This is a genomic window from Nonomuraea sp. NPDC059194, from assembly GCF_042754765.1.
Taxonomy (GTDB): domain Bacteria; phylum Actinomycetota; class Actinomycetes; order Streptosporangiales; family Streptosporangiaceae; genus Nonomuraea.
This window is the reverse complement of record NZ_JBHZBH010000041.1, coordinates 19,390-42,538: the sequence shown is the minus strand read 5'-3', so window position 1 is coordinate 42,538 and position 23,149 is coordinate 19,390. Positions and strand designations below refer to the sequence as shown.

At 69.7% G+C, this 23,149-nt stretch carries 21 protein-coding genes; 11 read left to right on the top strand and 10 right to left on the bottom strand.

Annotated elements, in window-relative coordinates; all coding sequences use genetic code 11:
• Positions 1–189: 189 nt before the first annotated feature.
• Positions 190–1,452, bottom strand: coding sequence for an NADH:flavin oxidoreductase/NADH oxidase family protein (locus ACFXJ8_RS35670; RefSeq protein WP_379648622.1), 1,263 nt, complete (start codon positions 1,450–1,452; stop codon positions 190–192).
• 94 nt (positions 1,453–1,546) lie between these two features.
• Here ACFXJ8_RS35670 and ACFXJ8_RS35665 point away from each other — a divergent pair, with 94 nt between their 5' ends.
• Together ACFXJ8_RS35665 and ACFXJ8_RS35660 are read left to right on the top strand one after the other, a co-directional pair.
• Complete coding sequence (locus ACFXJ8_RS35665; RefSeq protein WP_379648621.1) at positions 1,547–2,170, top strand: TetR/AcrR family transcriptional regulator; 624 nt, start codon at positions 1,547–1,549, stop codon at positions 2,168–2,170.
• A 294-nt stretch (positions 2,171–2,464) separates the two neighbouring features.
• Positions 2,465–2,596, top strand: a complete 132-nt coding sequence (locus ACFXJ8_RS35660; protein WP_379648619.1) for a DUF4158 domain-containing protein — start codon at positions 2,465–2,467, stop codon at positions 2,594–2,596.
• Positions 2,597–2,891: 295 nt separating this feature from the next.
• Here the strand turns inward: ACFXJ8_RS35660 and ACFXJ8_RS35655 are convergent, their stop codons facing one another.
• A complete protein-coding gene (locus ACFXJ8_RS35655) occupies positions 2,892–3,119 on the bottom strand; it encodes a hypothetical protein (RefSeq protein WP_379648617.1) in 228 nt (75 codons plus the stop codon).
• A gap of 406 nt (positions 3,120–3,525) precedes the next feature.
• Between ACFXJ8_RS35655 and ACFXJ8_RS35650 the strand changes: the two genes are divergently transcribed.
• The 3 genes from ACFXJ8_RS35650 to ACFXJ8_RS35640 all read left to right on the top strand — a co-directional run bounded on the left by ACFXJ8_RS35650 (position 3,526) and on the right by ACFXJ8_RS35640 (position 5,591).
• Entirely contained in the window at positions 3,526–3,708 is a 183-nt protein-coding gene (locus tag ACFXJ8_RS35650) for a hypothetical protein (RefSeq protein WP_379648616.1), read from the top strand.
• A 564-nt stretch (positions 3,709–4,272) separates the two neighbouring features.
• Entirely contained in the window at positions 4,273–5,232 is a 960-nt protein-coding gene (locus ACFXJ8_RS35645) for an NAD(P)H-quinone oxidoreductase (RefSeq protein WP_379648615.1), read from the top strand.
• 77 nt (positions 5,233–5,309) lie between these two features.
• Positions 5,310–5,591, top strand: coding sequence for a hypothetical protein (locus ACFXJ8_RS35640; protein WP_379648613.1), 282 nt, complete (start codon positions 5,310–5,312; stop codon positions 5,589–5,591).
• Between the two features lie 161 nt (positions 5,592–5,752).
• On the opposite strand, the gene ACFXJ8_RS35635 is transcribed toward ACFXJ8_RS35640, so the two are convergent.
• Positions 5,753–6,160, bottom strand: coding sequence for a MerR family transcriptional regulator (locus ACFXJ8_RS35635; protein ID WP_379648612.1), 408 nt, complete (start codon positions 6,158–6,160; stop codon positions 5,753–5,755).
• 49 nt (positions 6,161–6,209) lie between these two features.
• Between ACFXJ8_RS35635 and ACFXJ8_RS35630 the strand changes: the two genes are divergently transcribed.
• Positions 6,210–7,094, top strand: a complete 885-nt coding sequence (locus tag ACFXJ8_RS35630) for an NAD(P)-dependent oxidoreductase (protein WP_379648610.1) — start codon at positions 6,210–6,212, stop codon at positions 7,092–7,094.
• A gap of 485 nt (positions 7,095–7,579) precedes the next feature.
• Here ACFXJ8_RS35630 and ACFXJ8_RS35625 read toward each other — a convergent pair whose 3' ends face one another.
• Positions 7,580–8,791 carry an RNA polymerase sigma factor gene (locus ACFXJ8_RS35625; protein ID WP_379648608.1) on the bottom strand — a complete coding sequence of 404 codons (1,212 nt, stop codon included), beginning with the start codon at positions 8,789–8,791 and terminating at the stop codon, positions 7,580–7,582.
• Positions 8,788–9,159 carry a YciI family protein gene (locus ACFXJ8_RS35620; protein WP_379648606.1) on the bottom strand — a complete coding sequence of 124 codons (372 nt, stop codon included), beginning with the start codon at positions 9,157–9,159 and terminating at the stop codon, positions 8,788–8,790. The genes ACFXJ8_RS35625 and ACFXJ8_RS35620 overlap by 4 nt, the downstream gene beginning before the upstream one ends.
• Before the next feature lie 108 nt (positions 9,160–9,267).
• Between ACFXJ8_RS35620 and ACFXJ8_RS35615 the strand changes: the two genes are divergently transcribed.
• Together ACFXJ8_RS35615 and ACFXJ8_RS35610 are read left to right on the top strand one after the other, a co-directional pair.
• The gene (locus tag ACFXJ8_RS35615; RefSeq protein ID WP_379648605.1) at positions 9,268–10,257 is read left to right on the top strand and encodes an MFS transporter; all 990 of its coding nucleotides are present in this window, start codon (positions 9,268–9,270) and stop codon (positions 10,255–10,257) included.
• A 214-nt stretch (positions 10,258–10,471) separates the two neighbouring features.
• Positions 10,472–11,764: an MFS transporter gene (locus ACFXJ8_RS35610; RefSeq protein ID WP_379648603.1), complete on the top strand. Its 1,293-nt coding sequence runs from the start codon at positions 10,472–10,474 to the stop codon at positions 11,762–11,764.
• A 66-nt stretch (positions 11,765–11,830) separates the two neighbouring features.
• Here ACFXJ8_RS35610 and ACFXJ8_RS35605 read toward each other — a convergent pair whose 3' ends face one another.
• Together ACFXJ8_RS35605 and ACFXJ8_RS35600 are read right to left on the bottom strand one after the other, a co-directional pair.
• The gene (locus tag ACFXJ8_RS35605; protein WP_379648601.1) at positions 11,831–13,171 is read right to left on the bottom strand and encodes an FAD-binding oxidoreductase; all 1,341 of its coding nucleotides are present in this window, start codon (positions 13,169–13,171) and stop codon (positions 11,831–11,833) included.
• 398 nt (positions 13,172–13,569) lie between these two features.
• Positions 13,570–14,103 (bottom strand): YceI family protein, encoded by a 534-nt coding sequence (locus ACFXJ8_RS35600; protein WP_379648600.1) that lies wholly within the window; start codon positions 14,101–14,103, stop codon positions 13,570–13,572.
• A 208-nt stretch (positions 14,104–14,311) separates the two neighbouring features.
• Between ACFXJ8_RS35600 and sigJ the strand changes: the two genes are divergently transcribed.
• Together sigJ and ACFXJ8_RS35590 are read left to right on the top strand one after the other, a co-directional pair.
• Positions 14,312–15,247 carry an RNA polymerase sigma factor SigJ gene (sigJ, locus tag ACFXJ8_RS35595; protein WP_379648598.1) on the top strand — a complete coding sequence of 312 codons (936 nt, stop codon included), beginning with the start codon at positions 14,312–14,314 and terminating at the stop codon, positions 15,245–15,247.
• 69 nt (positions 15,248–15,316) lie between these two features.
• Positions 15,317–16,156: an NAD(P)H-binding protein gene (locus ACFXJ8_RS35590; RefSeq protein ID WP_379648596.1), complete on the top strand. Its 840-nt coding sequence runs from the start codon at positions 15,317–15,319 to the stop codon at positions 16,154–16,156.
• 16 nt (positions 16,157–16,172) lie between these two features.
• On the opposite strand, the gene ACFXJ8_RS35585 is transcribed toward ACFXJ8_RS35590, so the two are convergent.
• Together ACFXJ8_RS35585 and ACFXJ8_RS35580 are read right to left on the bottom strand one after the other, a co-directional pair.
• The gene (locus ACFXJ8_RS35585) at positions 16,173–16,700 is read right to left on the bottom strand and encodes a DUF488 family protein (RefSeq protein ID WP_379648595.1); all 528 of its coding nucleotides are present in this window, start codon (positions 16,698–16,700) and stop codon (positions 16,173–16,175) included.
• A 212-nt stretch (positions 16,701–16,912) separates the two neighbouring features.
• Complete coding sequence (locus ACFXJ8_RS35580; protein WP_379648593.1) at positions 16,913–20,059, bottom strand: BTAD domain-containing putative transcriptional regulator; 3,147 nt, start codon at positions 20,057–20,059, stop codon at positions 16,913–16,915.
• Positions 20,060–20,148: 89 nt separating this feature from the next.
• Between ACFXJ8_RS35580 and ACFXJ8_RS35575 the strand changes: the two genes are divergently transcribed.
• Positions 20,149–21,300 carry a serine hydrolase domain-containing protein gene (locus ACFXJ8_RS35575; protein WP_379648592.1) on the top strand — a complete coding sequence of 384 codons (1,152 nt, stop codon included), beginning with the start codon at positions 20,149–20,151 and terminating at the stop codon, positions 21,298–21,300.
• 486 nt (positions 21,301–21,786) lie between these two features.
• On the opposite strand, the gene ACFXJ8_RS35570 is transcribed toward ACFXJ8_RS35575, so the two are convergent.
• The gene (locus ACFXJ8_RS35570) at positions 21,787–23,097 is read right to left on the bottom strand and encodes a diaminopimelate decarboxylase (RefSeq protein ID WP_379648590.1); all 1,311 of its coding nucleotides are present in this window, start codon (positions 23,095–23,097) and stop codon (positions 21,787–21,789) included.
• Positions 23,098–23,149 lie beyond the last annotated feature (52 nt).

Genomic DNA, 23,149 nt, shown 5'->3' with positions numbered 1-23,149 from the left:
TACTGCGGGGCGGTGGACAAGCGAGCCGACCGAGGTCGCGGTCGCGGGGCCACCGAGCTGGGGCGCCGCCCAAGGCCGAGTACGTGTCCGATACACCTGGCCCTCAGCACGCTCGACAAGGTGGCCGCCCATCTGCGGCCGCTCTCAGTGATCGTGGCCGGGCACATGGGGCGCCGGCCGGTGGTGCGATTACGCGGGTCGGCTCGCTGCGGCGGTGTCCTGTGACGCGGGCAGCCAGGCGCGGTAGCGGCGCAGCGCCTGTCGCTGCTGGCGTCGTTCGGAGAGCAGGGCGTACGCCGGGTGGGTGCCGGGCTTGGGGTCGTTTCCGCGGGCGATGCGGCGCATCTGGTGGCGGACCTGTGCCATGCCGGCGGCCGAGGCGAGAGCCTTGTCGGACCAGGTCACCGGCCGCAGCTGCCGGTCGGCATCGCGGCCGTGCCGCCAGCGGTCAGGCAGGTCCGGGGTGACGGCGAGGGCGGTGCCCATCCCGATGAGCACCACGCCACTGTCGAGGACCTTTTCGGCGGTGTCGCGCCGGGTGATGCCGCCGGTGAGCATCAGCGGGAGGGGGCTGGTTTTGACCAGGTCCTTCGCCAGGTCCAGGAAGTAGGCCTCGCGGGCCTGGGTGCGCGCATCGGCGGGGCGGCCGGTCATCGCCGGGCTTTCGTAGCTGCCACCGGACAGTTCGACCAAGTCGACGCCGAGCGGTTCGAGCATCGCGATCACCTGTCGTGCGTCGTCGGCGTCGAATCCGCCGCGCTGGAAGTCGGCGGAGTTGAGCTTCACCGCGACCGCGAAGGACGGTGAGACGGCGGCGCGGACGACGCGGACGACGTCAAGCAGCATCCTGGCCCGGTTCTCGAGCGGCCCGCCCCACGCGTCGGTGCGCTGGTTGACCAGGGGGGACAGGAATTGCGACAACAGGTAGCCGTGCGCGGCGTGGATCTCCACACCGTCGAACCCCGCCTGTTCGGCGCGTTGGGCCGTGACCGCGAACCGGGTCACGGTGTCCTCGATCTGCTCGGGGGTCATAGCGACGGGGCGGCCGAAGCGGCTGCTGTGCCGGCCCAGGTCGACGCCCACAGCGGACGGGCCCCACACGACGCCGGGCATGTCGGCCTGGACCTGGCGGCCGGGATGGTTGATCTGCATCCACATCGCCGCGCCGCCGGCCTTGCCGGCCTTGGCCCACTCGGTGAACGGCTTCAGCGGCGCGGCCTGGTCGAGCACGACGCCGCCGGGACCGGTCAGCGCCTCGGCGTGGACCATGACGTTGCCGGTGATCAGCATTCCGGTGCCGCCGGCGGCCCAGCGACGGTACAGCGCCATCAGCTGCCGGTCGGGCAGCTGGCCGTGGCCGGCCATGTTCTCCTCCATGGCCGCCTTCGCGATCCGGTTGCCCAGCACCTGCCCGGAACGCAGGGACAACGGCGAGAACAGCTCGCTGGTCATCCGATTTCCCCTCTCGATCTCAATCGCCTAACATGTATGCACTGCACACATTAGCCGACGATGTAAGCGATGCAAACATGAGAGGGTGTGACCTATGTCGCAAGCCAGTGCCTCGTACCACCACGGCGATCTGCGCGCCGCCTGTCTGCGCGCCGCGCGGGAACTGCTCGAGGAGAACGGCAGCGCCGGGCTGTCGCTGCGGGCGGTGGCACGGCGGGCCGGCGTGTCGCCGACAGCCCCCTACCGCCACTATGCGGACCGCGACGCGCTCGTCTCCGCGGTCGCCGCACAGGGCTACCGCGAACTCGCCGGACACCTGGTCGCCGCGCATCCCTCGCCAACGACTCCCGACGACCTCGCCGCCGTCGCCGTCGCCTACGTCCGTTTCGCGCTCGAGCACCCGGCGCTGTTCCGGGTGATGTTCGCGGAGCCCTGCGATCCGAACAACGAGGAACGGGTCACCGCGACCGCTGCCATCTCGGAATACGTGCGCAGTATCGTCCGCGGCGCCTTCCCCGGCGCCGATCCGGACGCGCTGTCGACCACGGTATGGGCCCTCGTCCACGGCCTGGCATTCCTGCACCTCGACGGGAAACTCGACGCCTCCACCCCCGAGGTGGTCGCCGACCAGGTCAGCGCCGCCGTCCATGCGCTGTTCACCGCCTCCCCGGCGATGTCACAGGCCGCGGCCGCACCGCCCAAGCAGGTCAGGGCATAGGGGCTGGGTACGACTCACGGCAGTGAATGTTCAGGGATGCGGACCGCCGGCGAGCGACGGCTGCACTCGGCCCGCGATGAAGGCCCTGGTGCTGCTCCCGCCCGTTGGTAAGGGTGCCTGACACGATGTGCGGATCGCGCAAGCCGCGACGATCGAGCTCCGGGCCGACGCCGCGCAGCGGATGGGCATCCACCCCGTGCCGCCAGAGGTATCGCCGTATCCGGGGCTGAAGCGCCGTCGACCAAGGCGTGACCGGCCGGAAGACGGGCCACGAAGTCTGCGCATCGTCTGGGGGTGACCATCCAGATCGGGACGGTCCGATACAAGGGGCTGTTCATGACCGACCCGCTCGCCGTGCCGTGGCCGGTGGTGGACTACTTGGCCGCACAGCTGGGGAGGGCAGGGTCCTGGCGAAGGGGTTCTTGACCTTTCTGCATGGTCGGCGTGGACGCATGCGGAGGGGCCGACCGCGAGCCTGTTTCTGAACCAGAGCCTTGATCATGAGAGCGCCGACTTATTCGGATGCGTGCCAGCAGCTCGCCGTGACGATATCGAGCTCGTTGGCGTTGCCGAGTGTCGGCCAGTGCTCGGAATCAGCGCGGCTTTTGGTTCCTGAGAACCCGGTTTGAGAGGACCGCTACAAGCCCCTGCCGGTTCCTACGGATGGGCCGCCATCGACACCTACCCGACCAGCCCAGAGGAGTCCCGGCCGTGGCGGCCGTCAGACGTCGTGGTGGTCGAGCGTGTCGACGGCTTGGACGAACGCCTTGGTTCGCGTGGTGGTGGCGTTGGCGCGCCAGACCGGCCCCCACTCCAGGACTGGCCCGTCGTGGATGGGGACGTAGGTGACGTCGGGCCGGGCGTAGTAGCGCACGCCGTTCGCCCCACAGGGGAAGATGCCCTTGCCCGCGCCGACCAGGGTGAGAACCTCCTGGAAGGTGCCAGCCACCGGGCCGACAGGGATCGCATTGCCCGTTGGGGGTGGTGAGGAGGTGACGGGCAGCGCCCAGGTACTCGGGGATGGTTGATGGGACCTGGATGACCTTGTCCCGTGCCAGGTCCTCGACCGAGATCGAAGATCGCCGGGCGAAGGCCCCGCGCACCCCTGACCGGACGCCCCGGTACGGCCGTCGCGGCCGTACCGGGGCATGACGTGCATCCGAGCGAAGAATCCCAGTTGAAGCAGGGAATGGATGTCGACCCGGACAGATGGTGAGCCGATGGGCCTGCCTCAAGGGTTGCGGTTATCTGGCAAGACTGGCACTGCGAGGTGTGCGCAAGCTGGGATCGGCCCGCCCGACGTGGACGGTTCGATTCCCGGTTGTCTGGCAACTCGGCGACTGGGGGGCGGCGAGATGGACCCGGTGATCGTCCACCAGCTCGGCAATGGGCATCCGCTTTCCATCCACCTGGACGACGTCCTCACCGATCAGAAGAACGGCGGCGCCTCCGCCCACACCGTACGCGCCTACCGCGGCGACTCCTCCAGTTCATCGCTCACCCGTCGCCGTCATCGCGAAGATCAATCTCAGCGATAACGGCTGCCCGCAGGTTCCTCAACCCCGGAGTCGACCCGACCGAGGCCGCAGCCCTGCCCGGAGCGGTCACCAGGTGTGGTCCGACATCATCACGACCGCGCATCGGCGGCTCCGAAAACGCCGCCCAGCACGCGAAGGAAGGTCACGGTCACCGTGCAACGACAGGCGTACGAGCGCTGGTCGAAGCACGTGGCTGTGGCGCCCCACCGCGGGTTGGCGCTCATCGATGACGCCACACCACTCCCCTCGGGCGCGCCCGCGCCGAGCCCAAGGGGGACGGCGCGGGCGCGCGCCCGCGCGCGAGGACAGGCCCTATCGCCGTCCTCCGGCAAACCCAGGGCCGCAGCCTGCCACTCAATGTTGACACCGCATACTTCCAGCACGTAATGTTAACAGCGCACACATTAGGCTCTCTGGCGATCCGGCTCCAAGGGCCGGGTCTCAGCTCCTCACGGCTGCGGCCTGGCTTTCCCTTAACCTCAACGCCGCGCCTTTTGCCAAGCACGCTGGCCGTACTTGCTTTGGACATGAGAGTCCTTCACTCGGCCATACGAACGGAGTGCCATGAAGGCTGTATCGATCAAGGAACCTGGTGGCCCTGAGGTCCTGGAATGGACCGAGGTCGAAGACCCGGTGCCCGCCGCCGGCGAGGTGGTCATCGACGTGGTGGCCATTGCCCTGAACCGGGCGGACGTCATGCAGCGGATGGGTCTCTACCCGCTACCGCCGGGGACTTCGCCGTATCCGGGGCTGGAGGTCTCGGGCCGCATCAGCGCCGTCGGCCAGGGCGTGACCGGCTGGCAGGTGGGCGACGAGGTCTGCGCGCTGCTGACCGGAGGCGGCTATGCGCAGAAGGTCGCCGTCCCCGCAGGACAGCTGCTCACGGTGCCCAAGGGAATCAGCCTGGTCAAGGCGGCGGCCCTGCCAGAAGCAGTCGCCACCGTGTGGTCCAACATCGTCATGACCGCGAGGCTGAAGGAGGGCGAGACCTTCCTCGTGCACGGCGGAGCCGGAGGCGTCGGCACCATGGCGATCCAGATCGCCAAGGCACTGGGAGCCCGCGTCGTCGCCACCGTCGGCAGCCCCGAGAAGGCCGCCCGGGCACGGGAACTGGGGGCCGACGTGACGATCGACTACCGCACACAGGACTTCGCCGAGTACGGCCCCTATGACGTGATCCTCGACGTCATCGGCGGCCAGTACCTCGAACGGAACGTCCGGTCGCTGGCCGTCGACGGACGCCTGGTCGTCATCGGCCTGCAGAACGGCCTGGAGGGTCAGCTCAACCTTGCCGAGCTGGTGTTCAAGCGCGTATCAGTGCACGGCACCACCTTGCGCACCCGGTCCGCGGAGCAGAAGGCCGCCATCGTCGCCGAAGTGCAGAGCCAGGTCTGGCCGCTGATCGAGAACGGAGCTGTGCGGCTGGTCATCGACCAGACCCTGCCCATGGCCGAGGCCGCCGAGGCGCACCGGCTCATGGAGGCCGGCCAGCACATCGGCAAGATCCTGCTGGTGAACGGCTGAAGCACAGCGCAGTAGGTGCCGGCGTACACGTGCACGTCCCCACCCGCGAAGGAGGGGGTCGCTCGGCACCCTCCTGCTTGATCGATGCAAGACGGCGGAGGGCGGTTGACGGCGGCCCCGCCGCGATGGCCGACCGGGTGGCGGTCGGGCACGCGCCCGACGGCTCGGTGGTGCGGCCGTGGATGTTCTCGCGCGCCTCGGGGCCCGCGGGCAGCACGCTGTGCTCGACGGCCGCCGATCTGGCCAGGTTCGGCGAGCTGTTCGTGGGGGCGGGGGCCAGCGTGCTGTCGGCTGAGGCATGCGCCGCCATGCAGGTGCCGCAGGTGCCGCTGCTGACCAGGCGGTTCGCCGACCGCTGATGTCTGGGGCCCTACCTGCGGGCCGCTACGCCGTCTGTGACCTGCGCTACGAGGTGACCGCGACGGAGGGGGTGCTGACCGTCACGCTGCAGGACGTGGCGTCGGGCGCGCTCAGCCTGCCGGTGGCGCTGCTGACGCTGGACGAGCGGCATCCCGGCTGCTCAGGCGGGGACGGGCTCCAGGTCAGCACCGTCAAAGGGCGGATAGCTCTCGCCGCCCATTCGCTCGGCCGCATCGATGTAGTCGGCAAGAGCCTCGCGGGATTGAGCGAGCATGGCCATCTGATCGTCCAGTCGCTGCAGCCGAGACCGCATCGCGGCCAGCAACTCGGGACACCCGAGCAGCTCCGGGGCCTCTCCGACCGCACAGGGCAGCAGGTACGCGATGTCCTCAGAGGACAAACCGGCACCAAGCAGGTGCCGGATCTGCCTCACCCGCAGCACGGCGTTCTCGTCGTACTCGCGGTAACCGTTCGCGCCGCGGTCCGCCTCCAGCAGGCCCTGGGCTTCGTAGTAGCGCAACTGATGGGCGTTGACGCCCGTCCGACGACTCAGTTCCCCGATCAGCATCGAAACCTCACTTGACCTTCACACCGGTATCAACGTTCACGATGTTGCCATGAACAGCAAAACCGACACACCCGTGACTGTCATCGGACTCGGACTGATGGGCCGGGCACTCGCCGGCGCGTTCCTCAAAGCGGGGCATCCCACAACCGTGTGGAACCGTACGACCTCCAAGGCCGACCAGCTGGTGGCCGAGGGTGCACGGCTGGCGCCAACGGTTGGCGACGCGCTCAAGGCAGGTTCCCTGACGATCATCTGCGTCACCGATTACCAGGCCATGCACGAACTGCTCGGCGCGAGCGATATCGAGCTGGACGGCACGACGTTGATCAACCTGACCTCGGGCGACTCGGCGCAGGCCCGGGAAGCCGCCCAATGGGCCGAGCGGCGCGGCGCCCATTACCTGGACGGTGCCATCATGGCCATCCCGTCGGCGATCGGGACCGCCGAAGCGGTGATTCTGCACAGCGGGCCGCAGTCGGACTTCGAGGCGCACAAGTCAACGCTCGACGCGCTCGGCACCGTCACCTACCTTGGCGCGGACCATGGGCTGGCGTCCCTGTACGACGTGGCCGGCCTCGCCATGATGTGGAGCGTCCTGAACGCCTGGCTCCAGGGCACTGCCCTGCTCAGGACGGCCGGTGTTGACGCCGCAACGTATGCGCCGTTCGCTCGGCAGATCGCTGCCGGTGTGGCCGAATGGCTGCCTGGACATGCCGAGCAGATCGACAGCGGCTCCTTCCCGGCCGAGGTGTCGGCCCTGGAGACCGACGCGCGGGCGATGGCACACCTGATCGAGGAGAGCGAGGCGGTGGGTGTCAACGCCGAACTGCCGAAGTTGATCAAGGCGATGGCCGACCGCTCGATCGCGGCCGGACACGGCGGGGAGCAGTATCCCGTGCTGATCGAAGAGTTCAGCAAGCCCCACGCCGACTGACCGATCCCGACACCGGGCTCCAGCGTCTCGCCGTCGACCTGGTTCTGGTCGGCGGCGACCGCCGATACCACTTTGGCGGGATGTGGGCCAAGGCTCAGACCGCCCCGAGGGCAACGAGTTCCGCTTTCTACGAACCTGGCGCCGCAGAACCAGGTCGCGCGCGGACGCTCGTACTTCGTTACACACCACCTCATGGGCTCACGCCGCGCCGGCAGTCGGGCGAGCAGGCGGGGCGGATGTCGTCGAGCGGCTGCGGGCGCGCGCCGCTAACGGCCCGACGCGGGTCGGGGGGCGCGCGGCTGCGGGCGTTGCTGGTCCGGCTGGCGCTGGACGCCGGGCGTGCCGTACGGCCGGCGACCTTGGCCGAGGCGGCAAAGTCCGCTCCAGCCGCGCTGGGCGACCATGGCCTGAGTCAGACGGCGGGCAGCTTCCAGCGCACAGGGCTTCGACCACCTCGGCGGGCACGCATGAGCGCAACGCGAGGGCTATGCTTTCACCCGGCTGGCCCGGGACTCCAGATAGCGTTGCTCGGCGATGCTGGCGGTGGACTTCGCGGCGCGCCGGTAGTGCTCGTACGCCCCGGCCGTATCGCCGGTCTTCTCCAGCAGATGCGCCCGTACGGACAGCAGCCGGTGATGCCCGGCAATCCGCTCGTCACTGTCCAGTGTCGACAGCAGGGCCAGCCCGGCCTGCGGGCCCTCGGTCTCGGCGAGCGCGATCGCCCGGTTGAGGGTGACCATCGGGTTGGGCGCGATCCGTTCCAGGACCAGGTAAAGGGCGTGCACCTGCGGCCAGTTGGTCTCCTCTGCCGTGGCCGCGTCGGCGTGCGTGGCGGCGATGGCGGCCTGCAGCTGGTACGGCCCCAGCGCCGGGCCGGCCAGCGACGCCTTGACCAGCTCGAGGCCCTCGTCGATCAGCCCGCGGTCCCACTTCGTGCGGTCCTGCTCGGCCAGCGGCACCAGGTCGCCGGCCGCCGTCGTACGTGCCTCACGGCGGGCGTGGGTCAGCAGCATCAGCGCGAGCAGCCCGGTCACCTCGCCGTCTTCGGGCAGTTGCGCGTGCACCATCCTGGTCAGCCGGATCGCCTCGTACGCGAGGTCGGCGCGGTGCAACTCGCTGCCCGAGGAGGCGGTGTAGCCCTCGTTGAAGATCAGGTAGAGCACGTGCAGGACGACCCGCAACCGCTCCTCGCGCTCGGCGCCTTCTGGCAGGCTGAACGAGCTTCCGGCGGCCTTGATGCGCTGCTTGGCCCGGCTGATCCTGGCCGCCATCGTCGCCTCAGGCACCAGGAACGCGCGGGCGATCTCGGCAGTGGTCAGGCCGCCGACCGCGCGCAGCGTCAGCGCGGTCTGGGAGGCCGCGGTCAGCGTCGGATGGCAGCACAGGAACAGCAGGACGAGCGTGTCGTCGGTGTCCGGTACGTCCTCTGGCACCACCTCGGTGGCCGTCGCCGACTCCCGCTCGCGGCGCGCGTGGTCACTGCGCATCTGGTCGATGAGCCGCCGGGACGCGACAGTCACCAGCCAGCCGCGCGGGTTGTCCGGCACTCCTTCGGCCGGCCACTGCACGGTGGCGGCGAGGACGGCCTCCTGTACGGCGTCCTCACAGCCTTCGAACTGGCCGTGCCGGCGTAGCAACGCGCCAAGGACCTGCGGCGTGAGCTCACGCAGCAGGTCCTCGATGGCTGGAGCTGTCATGCCTCCAATTGTCCGTCAGCGAACATCACCTGTCGCACCTCGACCCCCAGACCCTCGATCGCGGTGTCCGGGATCTGCGCTGCCAGCTCGATCGCCCGCTCCTTGTTCTCGCAGTCGATCAGATAGAAGCCGCCCAGAAATTCCTTCGCCTCCAGGAAAGGTCCGTCGGTCACCACCGGCTGGCCGTTGCGTACGGACACCACGGCTGCCTGTGACGGGTCGACCAGCGCCTGCGTGGTGATCAGCTCGCCGGATTCCTTCAGCGCCTCGATGAACCTGCCGTGGCCGTCGCCGATCGCCGCCTTCTCCTCGTCGGTCAGCGCGTCCAGCACGGCCGGGTTGATGTGCAGGCTGATCAGGAACTTCATCTCGTCCTCCTCGTGGTTCGCGAGCCCACAGCCGGGCCCTTCGACTGGTTGGTCGGAGCCGCCGCCGCCGTCTTGACATCCCGCCGTCCCGAGATTTCCACCGTACCGATGTCAAGAAGCTCTCGACCGCCGCTGCTCGCCGGGCCCATGCTGCTGCCGGAGTTCCGCAGCGACCAGGCCGGCCGGCTGGACCTGCCCAGCGTCGGGCTGTCGCTCGTGGCAGTGCTTTTGATGGTCTACGGAGTCAAGCAGCTGACCGTCGAGAGCGTGCCGGTCGTGCCGGCGGTGGCCCTCGTCGTCGGCGCGGCCGTCGGATCGCTGTTCGTACGCCGGCAGCTGCGGCTGGAGACGCCACTGCTGGACCTGCGGCTGCTCCGCAACCGCCCTTTCGCGGCGGTACTCGTCGCGCTGGTCTTCGCCGGCATCGCCATGGCCGGCACGGGCCTGCTGGTGACCCAGTACCTGCAGAGCGTGCTCGGCTTCTCGCCGCTCGCGTCGGCGGTGCTGTTCGCGCCCATGGGCCTGGGCGTGGCGGTCGGCACCATGGCCGCGCCTGCGCTGGCCCGGCGGATGAAGCAGACGACCGCGATCGCCGGAGGGCTGGTGGCGTCGGCACTGGGCAGCCTGCTGCTGGTCGGCGTCGACGGCGCGAGCGCCCTGCCGCTGGTGATGATCGGCATCGCCGTACTCGCGCTGGGCACCGGCCCGCTGTTCGCGCTGGGCACCGGGCTGGTCGTCGGGTCGGTACCGCCGGAACGCGCCGGCTCGGCGGCGTCGATGTCGGAGACCGGCAACTACTTCGGCGGTTCGCTCGGCTTCGCGCTGCTCGGCGTGGTGGCCGCGGTGGTCTACCGCAGCCGGATGGACGGCACGTCCGACTCGCTGGCCGGCGCGGTCGCCGCCAGCCGGCACCTTCCCGCCGACCAGGGCGCGGAACTGCTGCACGCCGCACGGGAGGCGTTCACCGCCAGCCTGCACGTCATCGGCGTCGTCGCCGCGGTCATCTTCGCCGGGCTGGCCGTACTGATCCTGACCATGCGCCCGGCCACCCGGACCTCCCCGGCCGCACTCCCCGACTACGAGGCGACCCGCTCATAGGCGGCTGCTAGTGTGCGCTCGTGCCGAAAACAGACAAGGTGCGCCGTCGCTGAGAGCGACGGCGCAAAAACCCAGTTCTCGCCGTCGCTCCTGACCCCGTGGCCAGGAGCGCCTTCGTGGCGCTCGGATTCCCTTGTTTCGGAGCGCATCCGTGTTCGCCTTGTCTCTTCGTCAACGTCGGCGTGTCCTTGTCGCCGACCTCATCTCCACCGCGGTGTTCCCACTCGCGATCACCGGCGCGACAGCAGTCGTCCCCGATGTGACCGCGCAACTGCCCGGTGCTGACGCGCTGGGTCCGTGGATCGTCCTCGCCTACAACGGGCTGTTCGCCGCAGCCCTCCTGCTGGCGGGGGTGACAGCGGACCGGACCGCCCGCACTCGCTTCTTCGCCGTCGGCAACATCGTCGTCGCGGCCACCGGGGCCCTGTCCGCCCTCGCTCCGGACCTGTCGTCTCTGGTGGTCCTTCGCGCGGTCGCCGGCGTCGGGGCGGCCATGTGCGCCGCCGGTGGCTCGTCGATGGTCCTGGCCGTGTACCCGCCGGAAGAGCGGCGTCGGGTGTACGGCTATGCGGGCGCCGTGCTGGGCAGCAGCCTGGCGCTGGGACCGGTCGTCGCCCAGGCTCTCATGGCCATCGGAGGCTGGCCTCTCGTCTTCGTCGCGCCGGGGGCTGTCGCCGCCATCGCGGCCTTGGTCACGCTCGGGCTTCCGGGTCTGCGCAGCCCCGAGGTGTCCGATGACTTCGACCTTGCCGGCGCAGTCCTCTTCGGGGTGACCATCGCCGCCGTGGTGACCGCACTCGGGCTGGGCCTCGGGGCCGGCGTCCCGTGGTGGTGGCCGGGTGGACTCATCCTCGTCGCGGCAGCCAGCGCCATCGCCCTCATCCGCGTGGAACGGCGCGCAGCTGATCCCGCGATCCCCGTGGACCTGTTGCGGATCCCCGCCTATCGCGCGTACGGCGTGGCGACGGGTGCTTTCATGGGGATGCTCGTCGTGGGATTGACCGTGCTCCCTCAGCTCGGCGCTGTCCAGAACATGGGCTCAGGCGAGGCGGCGATCATGCTCAGCCTGCTGACCGTGCCGTCCACGGTCCTTCCGCTTCTTGCCGCTCGGCTCGCCCGCCGACTGGCCCGGCAACTGGTGACAACCGCCCTGTTCGCCTGCACCGTCACCGCCGTCATCCTCCAGGTGACCAGCCATCCTGCCGCCCTTCTCGTCGCTGCCGGGGTCATCGGGCTGTGTCTTGGGCTGACCGAAGGCGTCCCGGACGGGCAAGCGCTCACCTACGTGCCCTCCCATCGCGGAGGGGCGGGCGCCGCGCTGTTCAGCACGACGCGAATGAGTCTTGAAACGTGCATCCTGGCCGCTGCCACCGGAGTGATGACAGCTCTCGGCCCCTCATCCGGAATGGCGGTCGCCGGAGCCGTGTGCCTCGCCGCCGCTCTCATCGTCCATCGAGCCGTACCCTCCCGCGATGAGCGCAAAGAGTCCACGTCCTCTTCGGCCTAGCCTTCGCCAGGAACCCGGGAACCGGGTGCACAGGTGCGCACCCGGTTCCCAGTCGTCCGTCACGGCCTACTGGGGTCGGACGTTGTGGTTGCGGGCGAACAGGTTGCCGGGGTCGTACTGACGCTTGACCGCCGCCAGCCGCTCGTAGGTCTCCGTCGGATAGATCGCGGCGACATCCTCCTCGGTGGCGGAAGCGAGGAAGTTCGCGTAGGCGCCGTTGACGTGAGGTGCGAGTCTCCCCCAGATCGCGTCCAGCGCCGGACGAGCGGCCTCGACGACCGGCTTCGGACCCGCGGTGGTGGTCACGAACATCAACTCCGCGTGGCGATGCGCGTAGGCGGTGGCGTCGTCGGGGACGCGGGACACCGCACCGCCGACGCTGCGCACGGCGATGATCGGCGACCGCTCCGATGCCCCCACCTCGGCCAGGATCTGAAGGACCTCCGACACCGATTCCTTGTCGACGAATGCGCTTCGGGCGACGAACTGGATGCCAGGCGGCGGGGTCATGCCATCGACGAGCGTGTCCGCATAGGGCTTCAGCGCGACATCATCGTCGATCACCGTGCCGAGCCGGCGGATCGGGTCGAGGGCCCGGGCCGCGAGCTCCGGGTCATCGCCGTCGAAAGCGACGTAGATCTCGACCGGCGCTTCGGGTCCGCCGGCCATGGGATTGGCGAGGACCGCGATGGAGGTGAGCACTTCGGGGGCGGTCCGGAGGTGGTCCGCCCAACCCTGGAGTACGGTGGCCGTCTCCGCTGCCGGGAAAGCGATCTTGCCGTAGAAGACGTCCGTCGTCAGGTGTGCGACGAACTCGAAGGCGGTCACGATCCCGAAATTGCCGCCGCCACCGCGAATCGCCCAGAACAGCTCCGGGTTCTCCTCCGCGCTGGCCCGGACGACCTCTCCGCTGGCCGTGACCACCTCGGCGGCGACCACGTTGTCCAGGGCCAGGCCGTACTTCCTGACCTTCCAGCCGATGCCACCGGTCAACGTCAGCCCACCGACACCGACGCTCTTGGTGTCGCCCGAGGAGATCGCCAGGCTGTGCGGGGCCAGGGCGGCCGCGACCTGACCCCAGGTGGCGCCGCCGCCGATGCGCACGAGGTGACGTTCGTTGTCGACGATCTCCACGTTCGCGAGGTTGCCGAGGTCGATCACGACGCCGTCGTCGTTGGTGCCGAAGCCAGGAAAGCTATGGCCGCCGCCTCGCACGGACAGCACCAGCCCTGCGCCGGCAGCGAATCTGACACCCGCCTGCACGTCCCCGACGCTCGTGGGCCGCAGGACATAGGCCGGACTACCGGTAGCCAGTACCGAGCGGCTCGCCGATTCGTACTCCGTTCCGCCCGGTTCGATGATGTCGCCGCCGAAGTCGCGGCGAAGGGTTTCAAGCGCTGAGCTCATGACGTTCCTTCCAACACAGGAGAATCCGGTCCGTACATAGGAGTGACGAGTGAGCCGGCAAAGATGTGAGACCCACCGAGTGTGATCTGCGTCTCCCTGGCTGCCGGGTCTGTCGCTGCTCGTTGGCCGCACAGCCCCGATCCATCATCGGAATGGTTGCCAGAAGGTCCGATCTGCCCACGGCGACGACCTCGGGGTGGCCAACAGCCTGGGCTTGCGAGCCCGTTGCCTGTTCGCTCTCGGCGCCGGTGAGGGGGAGGCTCGGCGGCGAGCCGTACCGCCAGATCCGCCTCGGCCCTCGGCGGTGGCTGAGCACCGCACGGGGCCGGGGCGCTCGCCGCTGTACGGCCAGCCGCAGGTCAGCCACCAGGCGATGGCCGCCTAGAAGACCGTCCTTCTCAGGACTGCCGGATCGCGGCGACGTCGAACTCCAGCGTCACCTTCTCGCTGACCAGGACCCCGGTCGCGGCGTTCCAGTTCACACCCCAGTCCTTGCGGTTGATCACCACGCTGCCAGCGAAGCCGACCCGGCAGCCGTTCTCCTCGCCGGTCACCTCGAAGTCCACGGTGACCGGCTTGGTCACGCCGCGGATGGTCAGGTTGCCGCTGACCTTGAAGGTGGTCGCGTCGACCTGCTCCACCCCGGTCGAGGTGAAGGTGATCGTCGCGTTGTCGTCCACGTCCAGGAACCTGCTGCGCAGTTGGTCGTCGCGTCGTTGATTGCGGGTCTGGATGCTCTTCGCCTGGATGGTGAGCTCGGCGCCCGATTTCGACGGGTCGTCGCCGTCCAGGTGCACGCCGCCCTCGAACTCGTCGAACTGCCCGCGCACCTTGGTGGCCATCGTGTGCCGGGCGACGAAGCCGATCCGGGTGCGGGCGGTGTCGAGAACGTAGTCGCCGGTCAGCTCGCTGAGCCTGGTCGTGGTTGTCATGCTTGGCCGCTCCTTGTTCGGTGTTCTGCCACACGTCCGCCCGGACCCCGGCCCCCGGGACGTGCGCCCGTTCGCGGGATGGTGGTCACCTCAGCAGTACGACGAGACAGCCCGCCGGAATGTGAGGCGACACGTGGACCTCACATTCCGGGGTGCTGTCTCGTCGATCTGGTGAGAGCGGATACGACGAAGGAAAGCCGGCGACACCATGACCACCCCATCCGGAGCAGGAGACAGCGAGCTCGATCCGAGCCTGAGCGCGATCATGAGCGAGCGGCGTCAGCTGATCAATCTCGCCTACCGGCTCCTCGGCTCCCTGGCCGATGCCGAGGATGTCGTCCAAGAGACCTACGCCCGCTGGTACGCCATGTCCCGGCAGCAGCAGCAGGCCATCGAATCCCCCGGCGGCTGGCTGACGAAGGTCGCCGGTCGCATCTGCCTCGACCTGCTCGGCTCGGCGCGGGTCCGGCGCGAGAGCTACGTGGGCGAATGGATCCCGGAGCCGCTGCCCGACCGTACGGAGTGGGTCAGCGGGCGGTCGGGCGGCGCCACGGCCGACCCGGCCGACCGAGTGACCCTCGACGAGTCGATCAACATGGCCTTCCTCGTCGTGCTCGAGTCGATGACCCCGGCCGAGCGCGTCGCGTTCATCCTGCATGACGTCTTCCGCTACTCCTTCACCGAAGTGGCCGAGATCGTCGGCCGTACACCCGCGGCATGCCGCCAGCTGGCCTCCTCGGCCCGCCGTCGGGTTCGCGCGTCACAGGCTCCCGCGACACCGGCCGCCCGGCAGGCCGGCATCGTCAGGGACTTCAAGCAGGCATGGGAGGCCAAGGACATCGACGCTCTCGTCGGCCTGCTCGCTTCCGACGCCACGGCGATCGGCGACGGCGGGGGTCTCGTCCAGGCCGCACTGCGTCCGGTTGAAGGCGGCGAGCAGGTCGCGCGCTACTGGGTCGAGGTCGCCGGCATGGCGCCCGACCTGACGCTCCTGGAGCGTACGGTCAACGGTCAGCCCGGTCTGGTGGTTCAGCAAGCCGGCGTCACCGTGGCGGTGCTCGCGTTCGAGATCGCAGGCGACCGGATCAAGCACATCTGGGGGGTACGCAACCCCGACAAACTCCGGCCGTGGACGACGGACTGACACCGCCGTGGGCCGAACAGAGCCCACGCGTCGACAGCCGGCCCGTAGCAGAAGAAGGAGATATCAACCGTGATCCTGGTAACCGGTGGCGCCGGAAACGTCGGCGCCAACGTCGTCCGGCAACTGCTCGACGCGGGCGAGAAGGTGCGCGTCGTCACCCGCGACCCCAGCGACCGTTCCTTTCCTGACCAGGTCGAGGTCGTGCCCGGCGACCTCACCCGGCCGGACACGTTGCCAGCGGCGCTGTCCGGCGTCGACCGGGCATTCCTGTTTCCCGTCCACAACGCGGTCGACGGATTCCTCGAAGCGGCGCGGCAAGCCGACCTGCAGCACGTCGTACTGCTGTCCTCAGCGGCCATCACGTACGCCACGCCCGGGTGGATCGGCGAACAGCACCTGCGACTCGAACAGGCCGTCGCCGCGTCCGGGCTGCCGTGGACGTTCGTGCGTCCCGACGCCTTCATGACCAACGACCTGGCCTGGACGCCCCAGATCGCCAACGGCGGGGTCGTCCGGGGAACGTACGGCAATGCCGCAGTGGCCCCGGTCGACCCGCGTGACATCGCCGCGGTCGCCGTCCGCGCCCTTCTCGATCAGCGTGTCGGCGAGGCTTACGTGCTCACCGGACCGCAGTCGCTGACCCAGATCGACCGCGTGCGGATCATCGCCGAGACGATCGGGCGGCCGTTGCGGTTCGAGGAACAACCCCGAGAGCGGTTCCGGGAACTGCTCATCCGCCACCAGGGACTGCCCGCGCCAGTGGTCGACGAGCTCCTCGACCAGCTCGCCGAGCGGGACGGCAAGACCGCGCAGGTACTGCCGACAGTCGAGGAAGTCGTTGGGCGGCCGGCTTTCACCTATGCCGAATGGGTCGCCCACCGCGCGGCGCAGTTCGACTCGCCGGCCTGACGGCCGTGACGCGGCCTCAAGGGTGTGGTGGATAGGTCAGGCGCCCGTTCTGGACGTGCGCGTGCTTGTGCAGGGCCGCCGGCTTCGCCGTCGTGGCCGACATGATGTCCACGACCTCCGAGCCCGCGACGATCAACGCGTCGGTTATCAGTCTGCGATGGCAGCGCCACGGCACCGCCTCGCTGCACATGATCGCCGGCCGTTCGTGTTCGGCCAGTTCGAGCAATTCATTCAGGCCTTCCTTGAATTCATCGCTGTCCATGTAGTCGGCGTAATCACGGAAGGCTTTGACCCGCCAGGCGCCGTTCACGCTCGACACGCCTTTGGGGGTGTGGCGCCGGCCACCCAATGCCGGGATCCACCGGTATCCGATATCGGCAGGCAGCGCCTCAATGATCGCCGGCTGGTTCCATTGCGGGAACTTCCTCGACGACGGGAACGCACGAACATCGACCAGGTAGGTGATGTCGTTGCCGCGCAACATCTCCAGCATTTCGTCGAAGTCGCGTGTTGAATGTCCTACCGTACAGATGCGGTTCGTCATGCCGGCGCCGCTCCTTTCGCCCCGCTCGGGAGCCGGCGCCCCTCAGGCGCTACGCACCTCCGGCGTGCTGCAGGTGGCCTCTGCGTACCAACTCATGGTCTCATTCGGCCGGGGCATCGCCGGGCTCTGCGTGACAGTCGACAACGAACCGGTGCCGTCGGTCATGCGCGGCGCGGATGTCACCCATGAAGGTAGGACCCCTCGTGGCGTCCCTACTGGTGCAGCGCCGTCAGGCGGTCGATGGCCTCCTGCCGGGACATGCCGGCGCCGTGGCCGTAGGCCTCGTCGTAGCCGGTCCGGCCGAGCCGGTCCATGAGCGCCTTCACCAGCGAGCGCAGCTCGACGTCGCCGTGGTCGAAGACGCCGCGGACGGCCTGACTCAGGCCGAGCGCGGTGGCCGCGCCCGCCGGATCGCCTTCCAGGAACAGCAGCCGGGCCAGGAGTTGCGCGGCCGATGGGGGGTCCAGGTGCGCCCGCGCAGCCTGGATGGCGCGCGGCAGCAGCTCACGAGCTCGTGCGGCGTCCCCGGAGGCTAGGAGGTTCGCCATCCTGGCCGGCACCAGCCGGTTCTCGGTCGTCTCGGACGGGAGGGACATCTCGCGGGCGATCGCCTCCATCCGGTCGAGTTCCTGATCGGACCGTTCGATCTGTCCGGAGCGGCGACACAGCTCGGCCATGCCGCTAAGGGCCTCCATTTCCAGCAGGCGCTGACCGTGATCCCAGGCCGCCCGTTCGACGACTTCGAGGTCGTGCCGCGCGCCCCGCAGGTCGCCGGCGCGCATGCGTGCGGTGGCCAGCCCGAACCGGAAAGAGATCTCGGGCTGCCAGCCGAGGTCGGCGGCGATCGTGATGGCGCGCTCGTAGGCGATGATCGCCTCGTCGTGTTCACCGCCGACGGTGTGGATCTGCGCCATGGCGGTCAGCGCGATCGCCGTCCACCACCGGTCGCCCGCCTCCTCGAACGCGTGCAACGCCGCCGCCACCGCGGTGGCGCAGCCCGCCCAGTCGCCGCGTTCACGGCACCCCATGGCTTCGATCATGAAGGTGCAGGCGATCGCCCAGCGGTCCGAGCCCTCCCGCATCCGGGTGATCTCCCGATCGACCAGCTCATCCAGCCCGAGCATCGAGGCCATCATCAGCACAATCGTCAGCAGCATCGGATAACGCCGCAGCGCGCCCGTGCGCGCGCAGTCGTCGATGAGCGCGCGCAGCCGCTCGGGGTCGGTGATCGGCCCTGCCTCGCCGGCCACGAGGTGGATCGCGGTGAACGCGGCCCGGGCATCCGCGGGCAGCGCGTCGCCGAACTCGAGGACCCTGGCGACGTAGGCGTCGGCCCGCCCGTCGAAGCGCAGCGTGTCCATGAGCCAGTACAGCGAGCCGAGGAGCCGGGCGGCGGTCTCGGCGTCACCACCGTCGATGGCAGCACGCAGCGCGAACACCAGGTTGTCGTACTCGGCGTCGAACAACCGCAGCGACTCCACCTGCTTGCCCGAGCGCAGCAGCGGCTCATGCTCTTCGGCCAGGTCGGCGAAGTGGCGCGTGAGCCTGCCCAGCATGAACTCCCACTCTCCCGCGAGCCGGAGCTTGTCCGCCGCATGGGTTCGGATGCTTTCCAGCATCCGGTACCCGTCGCCGGCCCGTTCCACGATGGACTTGTCGACCAGGGACTCGAGCACGTACATGACCTCGTCCGCGGGGAGCGTCTCGTCCGAACAGACGGCCTCGACCGCGGCGAGCCCCGTTCTGGCGGGAAATATCGAGATACGTCGGGCCAGCGTCCGTTCGTGATCGGCGAGGAGGTCCCAGCTCCACTCGATGACCGCATGCAGGGTCTGCTGCCGCGGCTGGGCAGCCCGGTTGCCGGTGCTGAGCAGCCGGAAGCGGTCGTCCAGCCGCCGGGCGACCTGGTCGGCGCTCATCGTGCGCAGCCGCGCCGCGGCCAGTTCCAGGGCGAGCGGCAAGCCGTCCAGCCGGCGCACGATGTCCACCACCGGCCCTGCCGTCGATTCGTCCACCGCGAAGCCGGGCGATACGGCTGCCGCGCGATCGAGGAACAGCCGCACCGCGGCCGATGCGCGGGCACGAACGGGATCCGCGTGGGCCGGGGGCAGGTCGAGCGGGCCCAGGCGGCACAACGTCTCGCCCATGACCTCCAGCGGCTCCCGGCTCGTGGCCAGGATGGTCAGGTTCGGCCGTCGCTCGAGCAACTGCTGGGCGAACTCCGCCGCCGGTCCGGCGATCTGTTCGCAGTTGTCCAGCACCAGCACGCCTTCGCCACCGGCGAGCAGGCTGACCACCCGGTCCCATGGCGTACCGGAAGGCCGGCCGTCGGCGGTGCTGAGCGTGCCCAGCACCGCCTCGGGCAGCCCGTCAGGTGTGTTCACCCCGGCCAGGGGGACGAGCCAGACGCGATCGCGCCGATGGGCCCGATGGCGGCGCACCACCTCCACGGCCAGCCGGGTCTTGCCCACTCCCCCGGGCCCCACAACGGTGACCAGCCGAGAGCTCTCCAGCAACCCGGCCAGCAGTCTCACCTCGTCCGCCCGGCCGACGAAGCTGGTCAGGTGGGCAGGCAGCCGTCCGGGCGCCGCTTCCGGCGCTGCCTGCCGGGGCTCGGGGAGGGCGATCTCGCCCCGTACCACGGCGAGGTGCGTCTTCCGCAGTTCCGCTGAGGGGTCGATGCCCAGTTCGTCGGCGAGCGTGCCGCGGACCTCCTCGAACAGCACCAGCGCGTCGGACTGGCGGCCGGCCGCATACAAGGCTCGCATCCGCAATCCGGCCAGCCGTTCGCGCAACGGATGGCCGGCGGCCAACGCCGCCATGTCGGCCAGGATCTCGTCGTGGCGGCCCAGCCGCAGCTCCGCCTCGAACCGGTCTTCGGCGGCCGCGACGCGCAACTCCTCCAGGCGCGCGCCGGCCGTACCGGCGAAGGGGGTGTCGAGCACGTCGGCCAGCGCGTCTCCCCGCCACAGCGCCAGCGCCTCGCCCAGCAGCGAGGCCGCCCGCTGTACGGCGCCCGCGGCCAGTTCGCGGTCGCCCCGCTTCGCCAGTTCCTCGAACCGGTGGGCGTCGACGTCCATGGCGCGTACGTGCAGGCGATACCCGCCGGCCGCCGTCTCCACGGTCCCGGCCCCGCCCAGCGCCCTGCGCAGCCGATGCACCAGCCCATGCAGCGCGTTGACGGTGCCGCCGCGCGGATGCTCCCCCCACAGCCCGGCGACGAGCGAGTCGACCGACACCATCTCGCCCCCGGACAAAGCCAGCCTGGCCAGCAGCGCGCGAACCATCGCGCCGCCGACGTCGATCGGCGCGCCATCGTCGGCGTAGACCCGGACCGGCCCCAGCACCTCAATCCGCATGCGCACAAGGCTAAAAGAGCGTTCTAAGCGGCCTGTAAGCGCCCGTGGACATCGTCGTTGACGTACGGAACCTCCGGAAAGGAATGGATATGGCAGACAACGCAGGGCGCGAGAAGCTGCAGCGGGTGCTCGACTGGGCCGTGGCCGAGGTGGGCGTGCCCGGCATCGTGGCCGAGGTCCGGGACGCGAACGGGACCTGGTTCGGGACCGCCGGAGTGGCCGACATCAGGACCGGCCGCCGACGTCAGCCCGGGGAGCACGTGCACACCGGCAGCAGCGGCAAGGCCTTCACCGCCGCCACGATGCTGGCGCTGGAGGCCGAGGGCCGGCTGAGCATCGAGGACCCGGTGAACGCGTGGCTGCCGGGCGTGCTGGACGTCAACGGCTACGACGGCGACAAGATCACCATCAGGCACCTGCTCAGCAACACCAGTGGCCTGTTCGTCACCGGTCTGGCGCCCGAGCTGGCCCACCGGTACCTCACCCGCTCCAGCTTCGTCAAGCATCGCTTCGACGACTTCACCATCGACGACATGCTGCGGCTGGCGGTCTCCCAGCCGCCGGTCGGTGAGCCCGGCGAACGCTTCGCGTACTCCAACGGCGGCTTCCACCTCGCCGGGGCGATCATCGAGAAGGTCACCGGCAACAGCTACGCCGAGGAGGTCGAGCACAGGGTCACCCGGCCGCTCGGCCTGACCGACACCTATGTGCGCCCCGCGCAGGAGACGGTATACCCCGATCCGCACCCGCGAGCGTACTCGAAGCTGTTCTTCAAGGACGGCGTCGACCCGGCGGCCGTCACCCCGGAGAACTGGGAGTCGCTGATCGAGGATCCCGGCCTCGAGCCCCTCGACGTCACCGAGTTCAACTCCTCAGGGGGCTGGTCGGCCGGCAACGTCGTCTCCACCACCGGCGACATGATCCGGTTCATCAACGCGCTGGCGAGCGGCAGCCTGCTGCCGCCGGCTCAGCATCGCGCGATGTGGACCACGGTCTCCACCGAGGGTGGTCACTGGATGCCGCACGCCCGATACGGCCTTGGCCTGTTCGAGTTCGACAAGGCGGCCATGGGCGGCCGGACGCTGCGCGGCGTCGGCGGCAGCCTCTGGGGATCCTGGTCGTTCGCGGTGGGCACCCCCGACGGCGAGCACACCATCGCCGTCCACACCAACACCGAATGGAGGACCTGGGACCTCATGTTCAAGATCATCGAGGCGGAGTTCGGCCCCATCGGCGGCTGAGGCAGGCGCGATCTCCCGGCCGACGCCGGCCGGGAGATCGGGCAGCGAACCCGCCGGGATACGGCGGTGCGGGCGAGGCACGGTCCGGCGCGTCGATCACGGCACGCGTGCCCAGAAGTCCCATGGATCCCGTCCGGGCCGGAAGCCGTGCGCCTCCGCCATGTGCGCCGCCTCCCTGAACCCGCGGGCGACGACCGACGCTCGTGGGCGTCGCTGCCGAAGGTGACCGCTTGGCCACCTTCTTCGTGCCACCACCGCACGAGGGTCACGTGCAGTGGCACGACCGTGTTGATCTCCGACTTCGGCCAGGTACTCCCGGATGACATCGGCCGCGGCTCGGTGACCGTACAGGCCCGGCGGCTCGGCGAACCCGTCGCCGTCCGGCAGGCAGTGCAGGGAGCCGAGCACCCGGTCGAATCGTCCGGCGCCGAGCACCCTCGCGATGGCCTCGGCATGCCAATGAGGTTCTCCCAGCGCGACCCCGTACTAGAGCTTCACGAGGGCATCGGTGTGGGCGAGGCCGCTGGCCAGCGCGATCTCGTCGAGGGTCTGCGCCTGCCGTACCGTGGCCAGCCGTACCAGGCCGTCGTCGGCCACCGTGAAGCCGTGAACGGCAGGGTACGGCAGGCTGTTGTAGGCCCACGGGGTGGAGAAGTAGTAGGCGCCGGTGTCGCGCAGCACGACGAAGTCGCCCTCCTCCAGTTCGGGCAGCTCGCGGGCGTGGGCGACGACGTCGCCCGCGAAGCAGCACGGCCCGGCCACGTCCTGCGCCAGCAGCGGCCCCTCCTTGGCGTGTCCCTTGGCGTCGTAGGCCTCGACGCGCAGCGGCCACGCCTCGGGCATGAGCACGGTGCGGGTGGCGACCTGCGCGCCCGCGTGGGTGATGGCCACGCGCCGCCCCCCGGCGTCCTTGGTGTACTCCACCAGCGCCCCGATGAAGCCGTTCTTGGCCAGCAGTGACCGCCCGAACTCGGTGACCAGCGCGTACCGCCCGTCGAGCAGGTCGGGTACGGCGGAGCGGAGCGCGGCCACGTAGTCGTCGTAGGTCGGGGTGACGTCGTCGGAGCCGAAGTTGACGGGCAGGCCGCCGCCGATGTCGATGCTGGTGATCTGCCGCCTGCCCAGGGTGGCGTTGATCTCCTCGGCGAGCCGGTAGGTCTCGGCGATGCCCGCGGCGATGAGGTCGAGCGGGCAGCCCTGGGAGCCGACGTGCGCGTGCAGGCGGGTCAGCCACGGGCGGTCGGCGAAGGCACGGACGACGGCCTCGCGGGCGCCGGGATCGCGCAGCGCGACGCCGAACTTGGAGGTGGCGGTCGCGGTGCTCATCGCGCCGATGGAGCCGGTGCCGACCTGGGGGTTGACCCGCAGGCCCACGACCGAGGCGCAGTCGTCGGGGCGCAGGACGTCGATCCGGCGCAGCTCGGTGAGGTTGTCGGCGTTGATCGCGACGCCGAGGGCGAGGGCCTGGACGAGTTCCTCGCGCGTCTTGGCCGGGGAGTCGAAGACGATCGTGGAGGGGTCGAACCCGGCGTCGAGCGCGATGCGCAGCTCGCCCGGGCTGGCGACCTCGCAGCCCATGCCGTTGTCGGCGAGCAGCCGCAGCACGGGGATGAGGGAGGCGGCCTTGGCGGCGAAGGTGTGCAGCACTCCGGGCCCGAAGGCCTCCCGCAGCGACCGCACCGAGGAGCGGACGCCCTCGATGTCGATGAATCCGGCCACGGGCTGGTCGGCGCCCAGCGCTCCCACGTTCACGGCGTGGCGTACGGCGTCGGCGACCCTGCTCTCAATCACGTCCATGCTCCAAGGAAAGGAATTTCGGCGAACCGTAGACGAGATTCGGGCATAAAGG

Bases quoted from the DNA above. Each gene is read 5' to 3' on its own strand.
- ACFXJ8_RS35635 (WP_379648612.1), bottom strand. From the start codon at position 6,160: ATGCTGATCGGGGAACTGAGTCGTCGGACGGGCGTCAACGCCCATCAG.
- ACFXJ8_RS35585 (WP_379648595.1), bottom strand. From the start codon at position 16,700: ATGACGAACCGCATCTGTACGGTAGGACATTCAACACGCGACTTCGAC.
- ACFXJ8_RS35665 (WP_379648621.1), top strand. From the start codon at position 1,547: ATGTCGCAAGCCAGTGCCTCGTACCACCACGGCGATCTGCGCGCCGCC.
- ACFXJ8_RS35615 (WP_379648605.1), top strand. From the start codon at position 9,268: ATGTCAAGAAGCTCTCGACCGCCGCTGCTCGCCGGGCCCATGCTGCTG.
- ACFXJ8_RS35630 (WP_379648610.1), top strand. From the start codon at position 6,210: ATGAACAGCAAAACCGACACACCCGTGACTGTCATCGGACTCGGACTG.
- ACFXJ8_RS35605 (WP_379648601.1), bottom strand. From the start codon at position 13,171: ATGAGCTCAGCGCTTGAAACCCTTCGCCGCGACTTCGGCGGCGACATC.
- ACFXJ8_RS35600 (WP_379648600.1), bottom strand. From the start codon at position 14,103: ATGACAACCACGACCAGGCTCAGCGAGCTGACCGGCGACTACGTTCTC.
- ACFXJ8_RS35570 (WP_379648590.1), bottom strand. From the start codon at position 23,097: ATGGACGTGATTGAGAGCAGGGTCGCCGACGCCGTACGCCACGCCGTG.
- sigJ (WP_379648598.1), top strand. From the start codon at position 14,312: ATGACCACCCCATCCGGAGCAGGAGACAGCGAGCTCGATCCGAGCCTG.
- ACFXJ8_RS35645 (WP_379648615.1), top strand. From the start codon at position 4,273: ATGAAGGCTGTATCGATCAAGGAACCTGGTGGCCCTGAGGTCCTGGAA.
- ACFXJ8_RS35580 (WP_379648593.1), bottom strand. From the start codon at position 20,059: ATGCGGATTGAGGTGCTGGGGCCGGTCCGGGTCTACGCCGACGATGGC.
- ACFXJ8_RS35650 (WP_379648616.1), top strand. From the start codon at position 3,526: ATGGACCCGGTGATCGTCCACCAGCTCGGCAATGGGCATCCGCTTTCC.
- ACFXJ8_RS35575 (WP_379648592.1), top strand. From the start codon at position 20,149: ATGGCAGACAACGCAGGGCGCGAGAAGCTGCAGCGGGTGCTCGACTGG.
- ACFXJ8_RS35620 (WP_379648606.1), bottom strand. From the start codon at position 9,159: ATGAAGTTCCTGATCAGCCTGCACATCAACCCGGCCGTGCTGGACGCG.
- ACFXJ8_RS35625 (WP_379648608.1), bottom strand. From the start codon at position 8,791: ATGACAGCTCCAGCCATCGAGGACCTGCTGCGTGAGCTCACGCCGCAG.
- ACFXJ8_RS35670 (WP_379648622.1), bottom strand. From the start codon at position 1,452: ATGACCAGCGAGCTGTTCTCGCCGTTGTCCCTGCGTTCCGGGCAGGTG.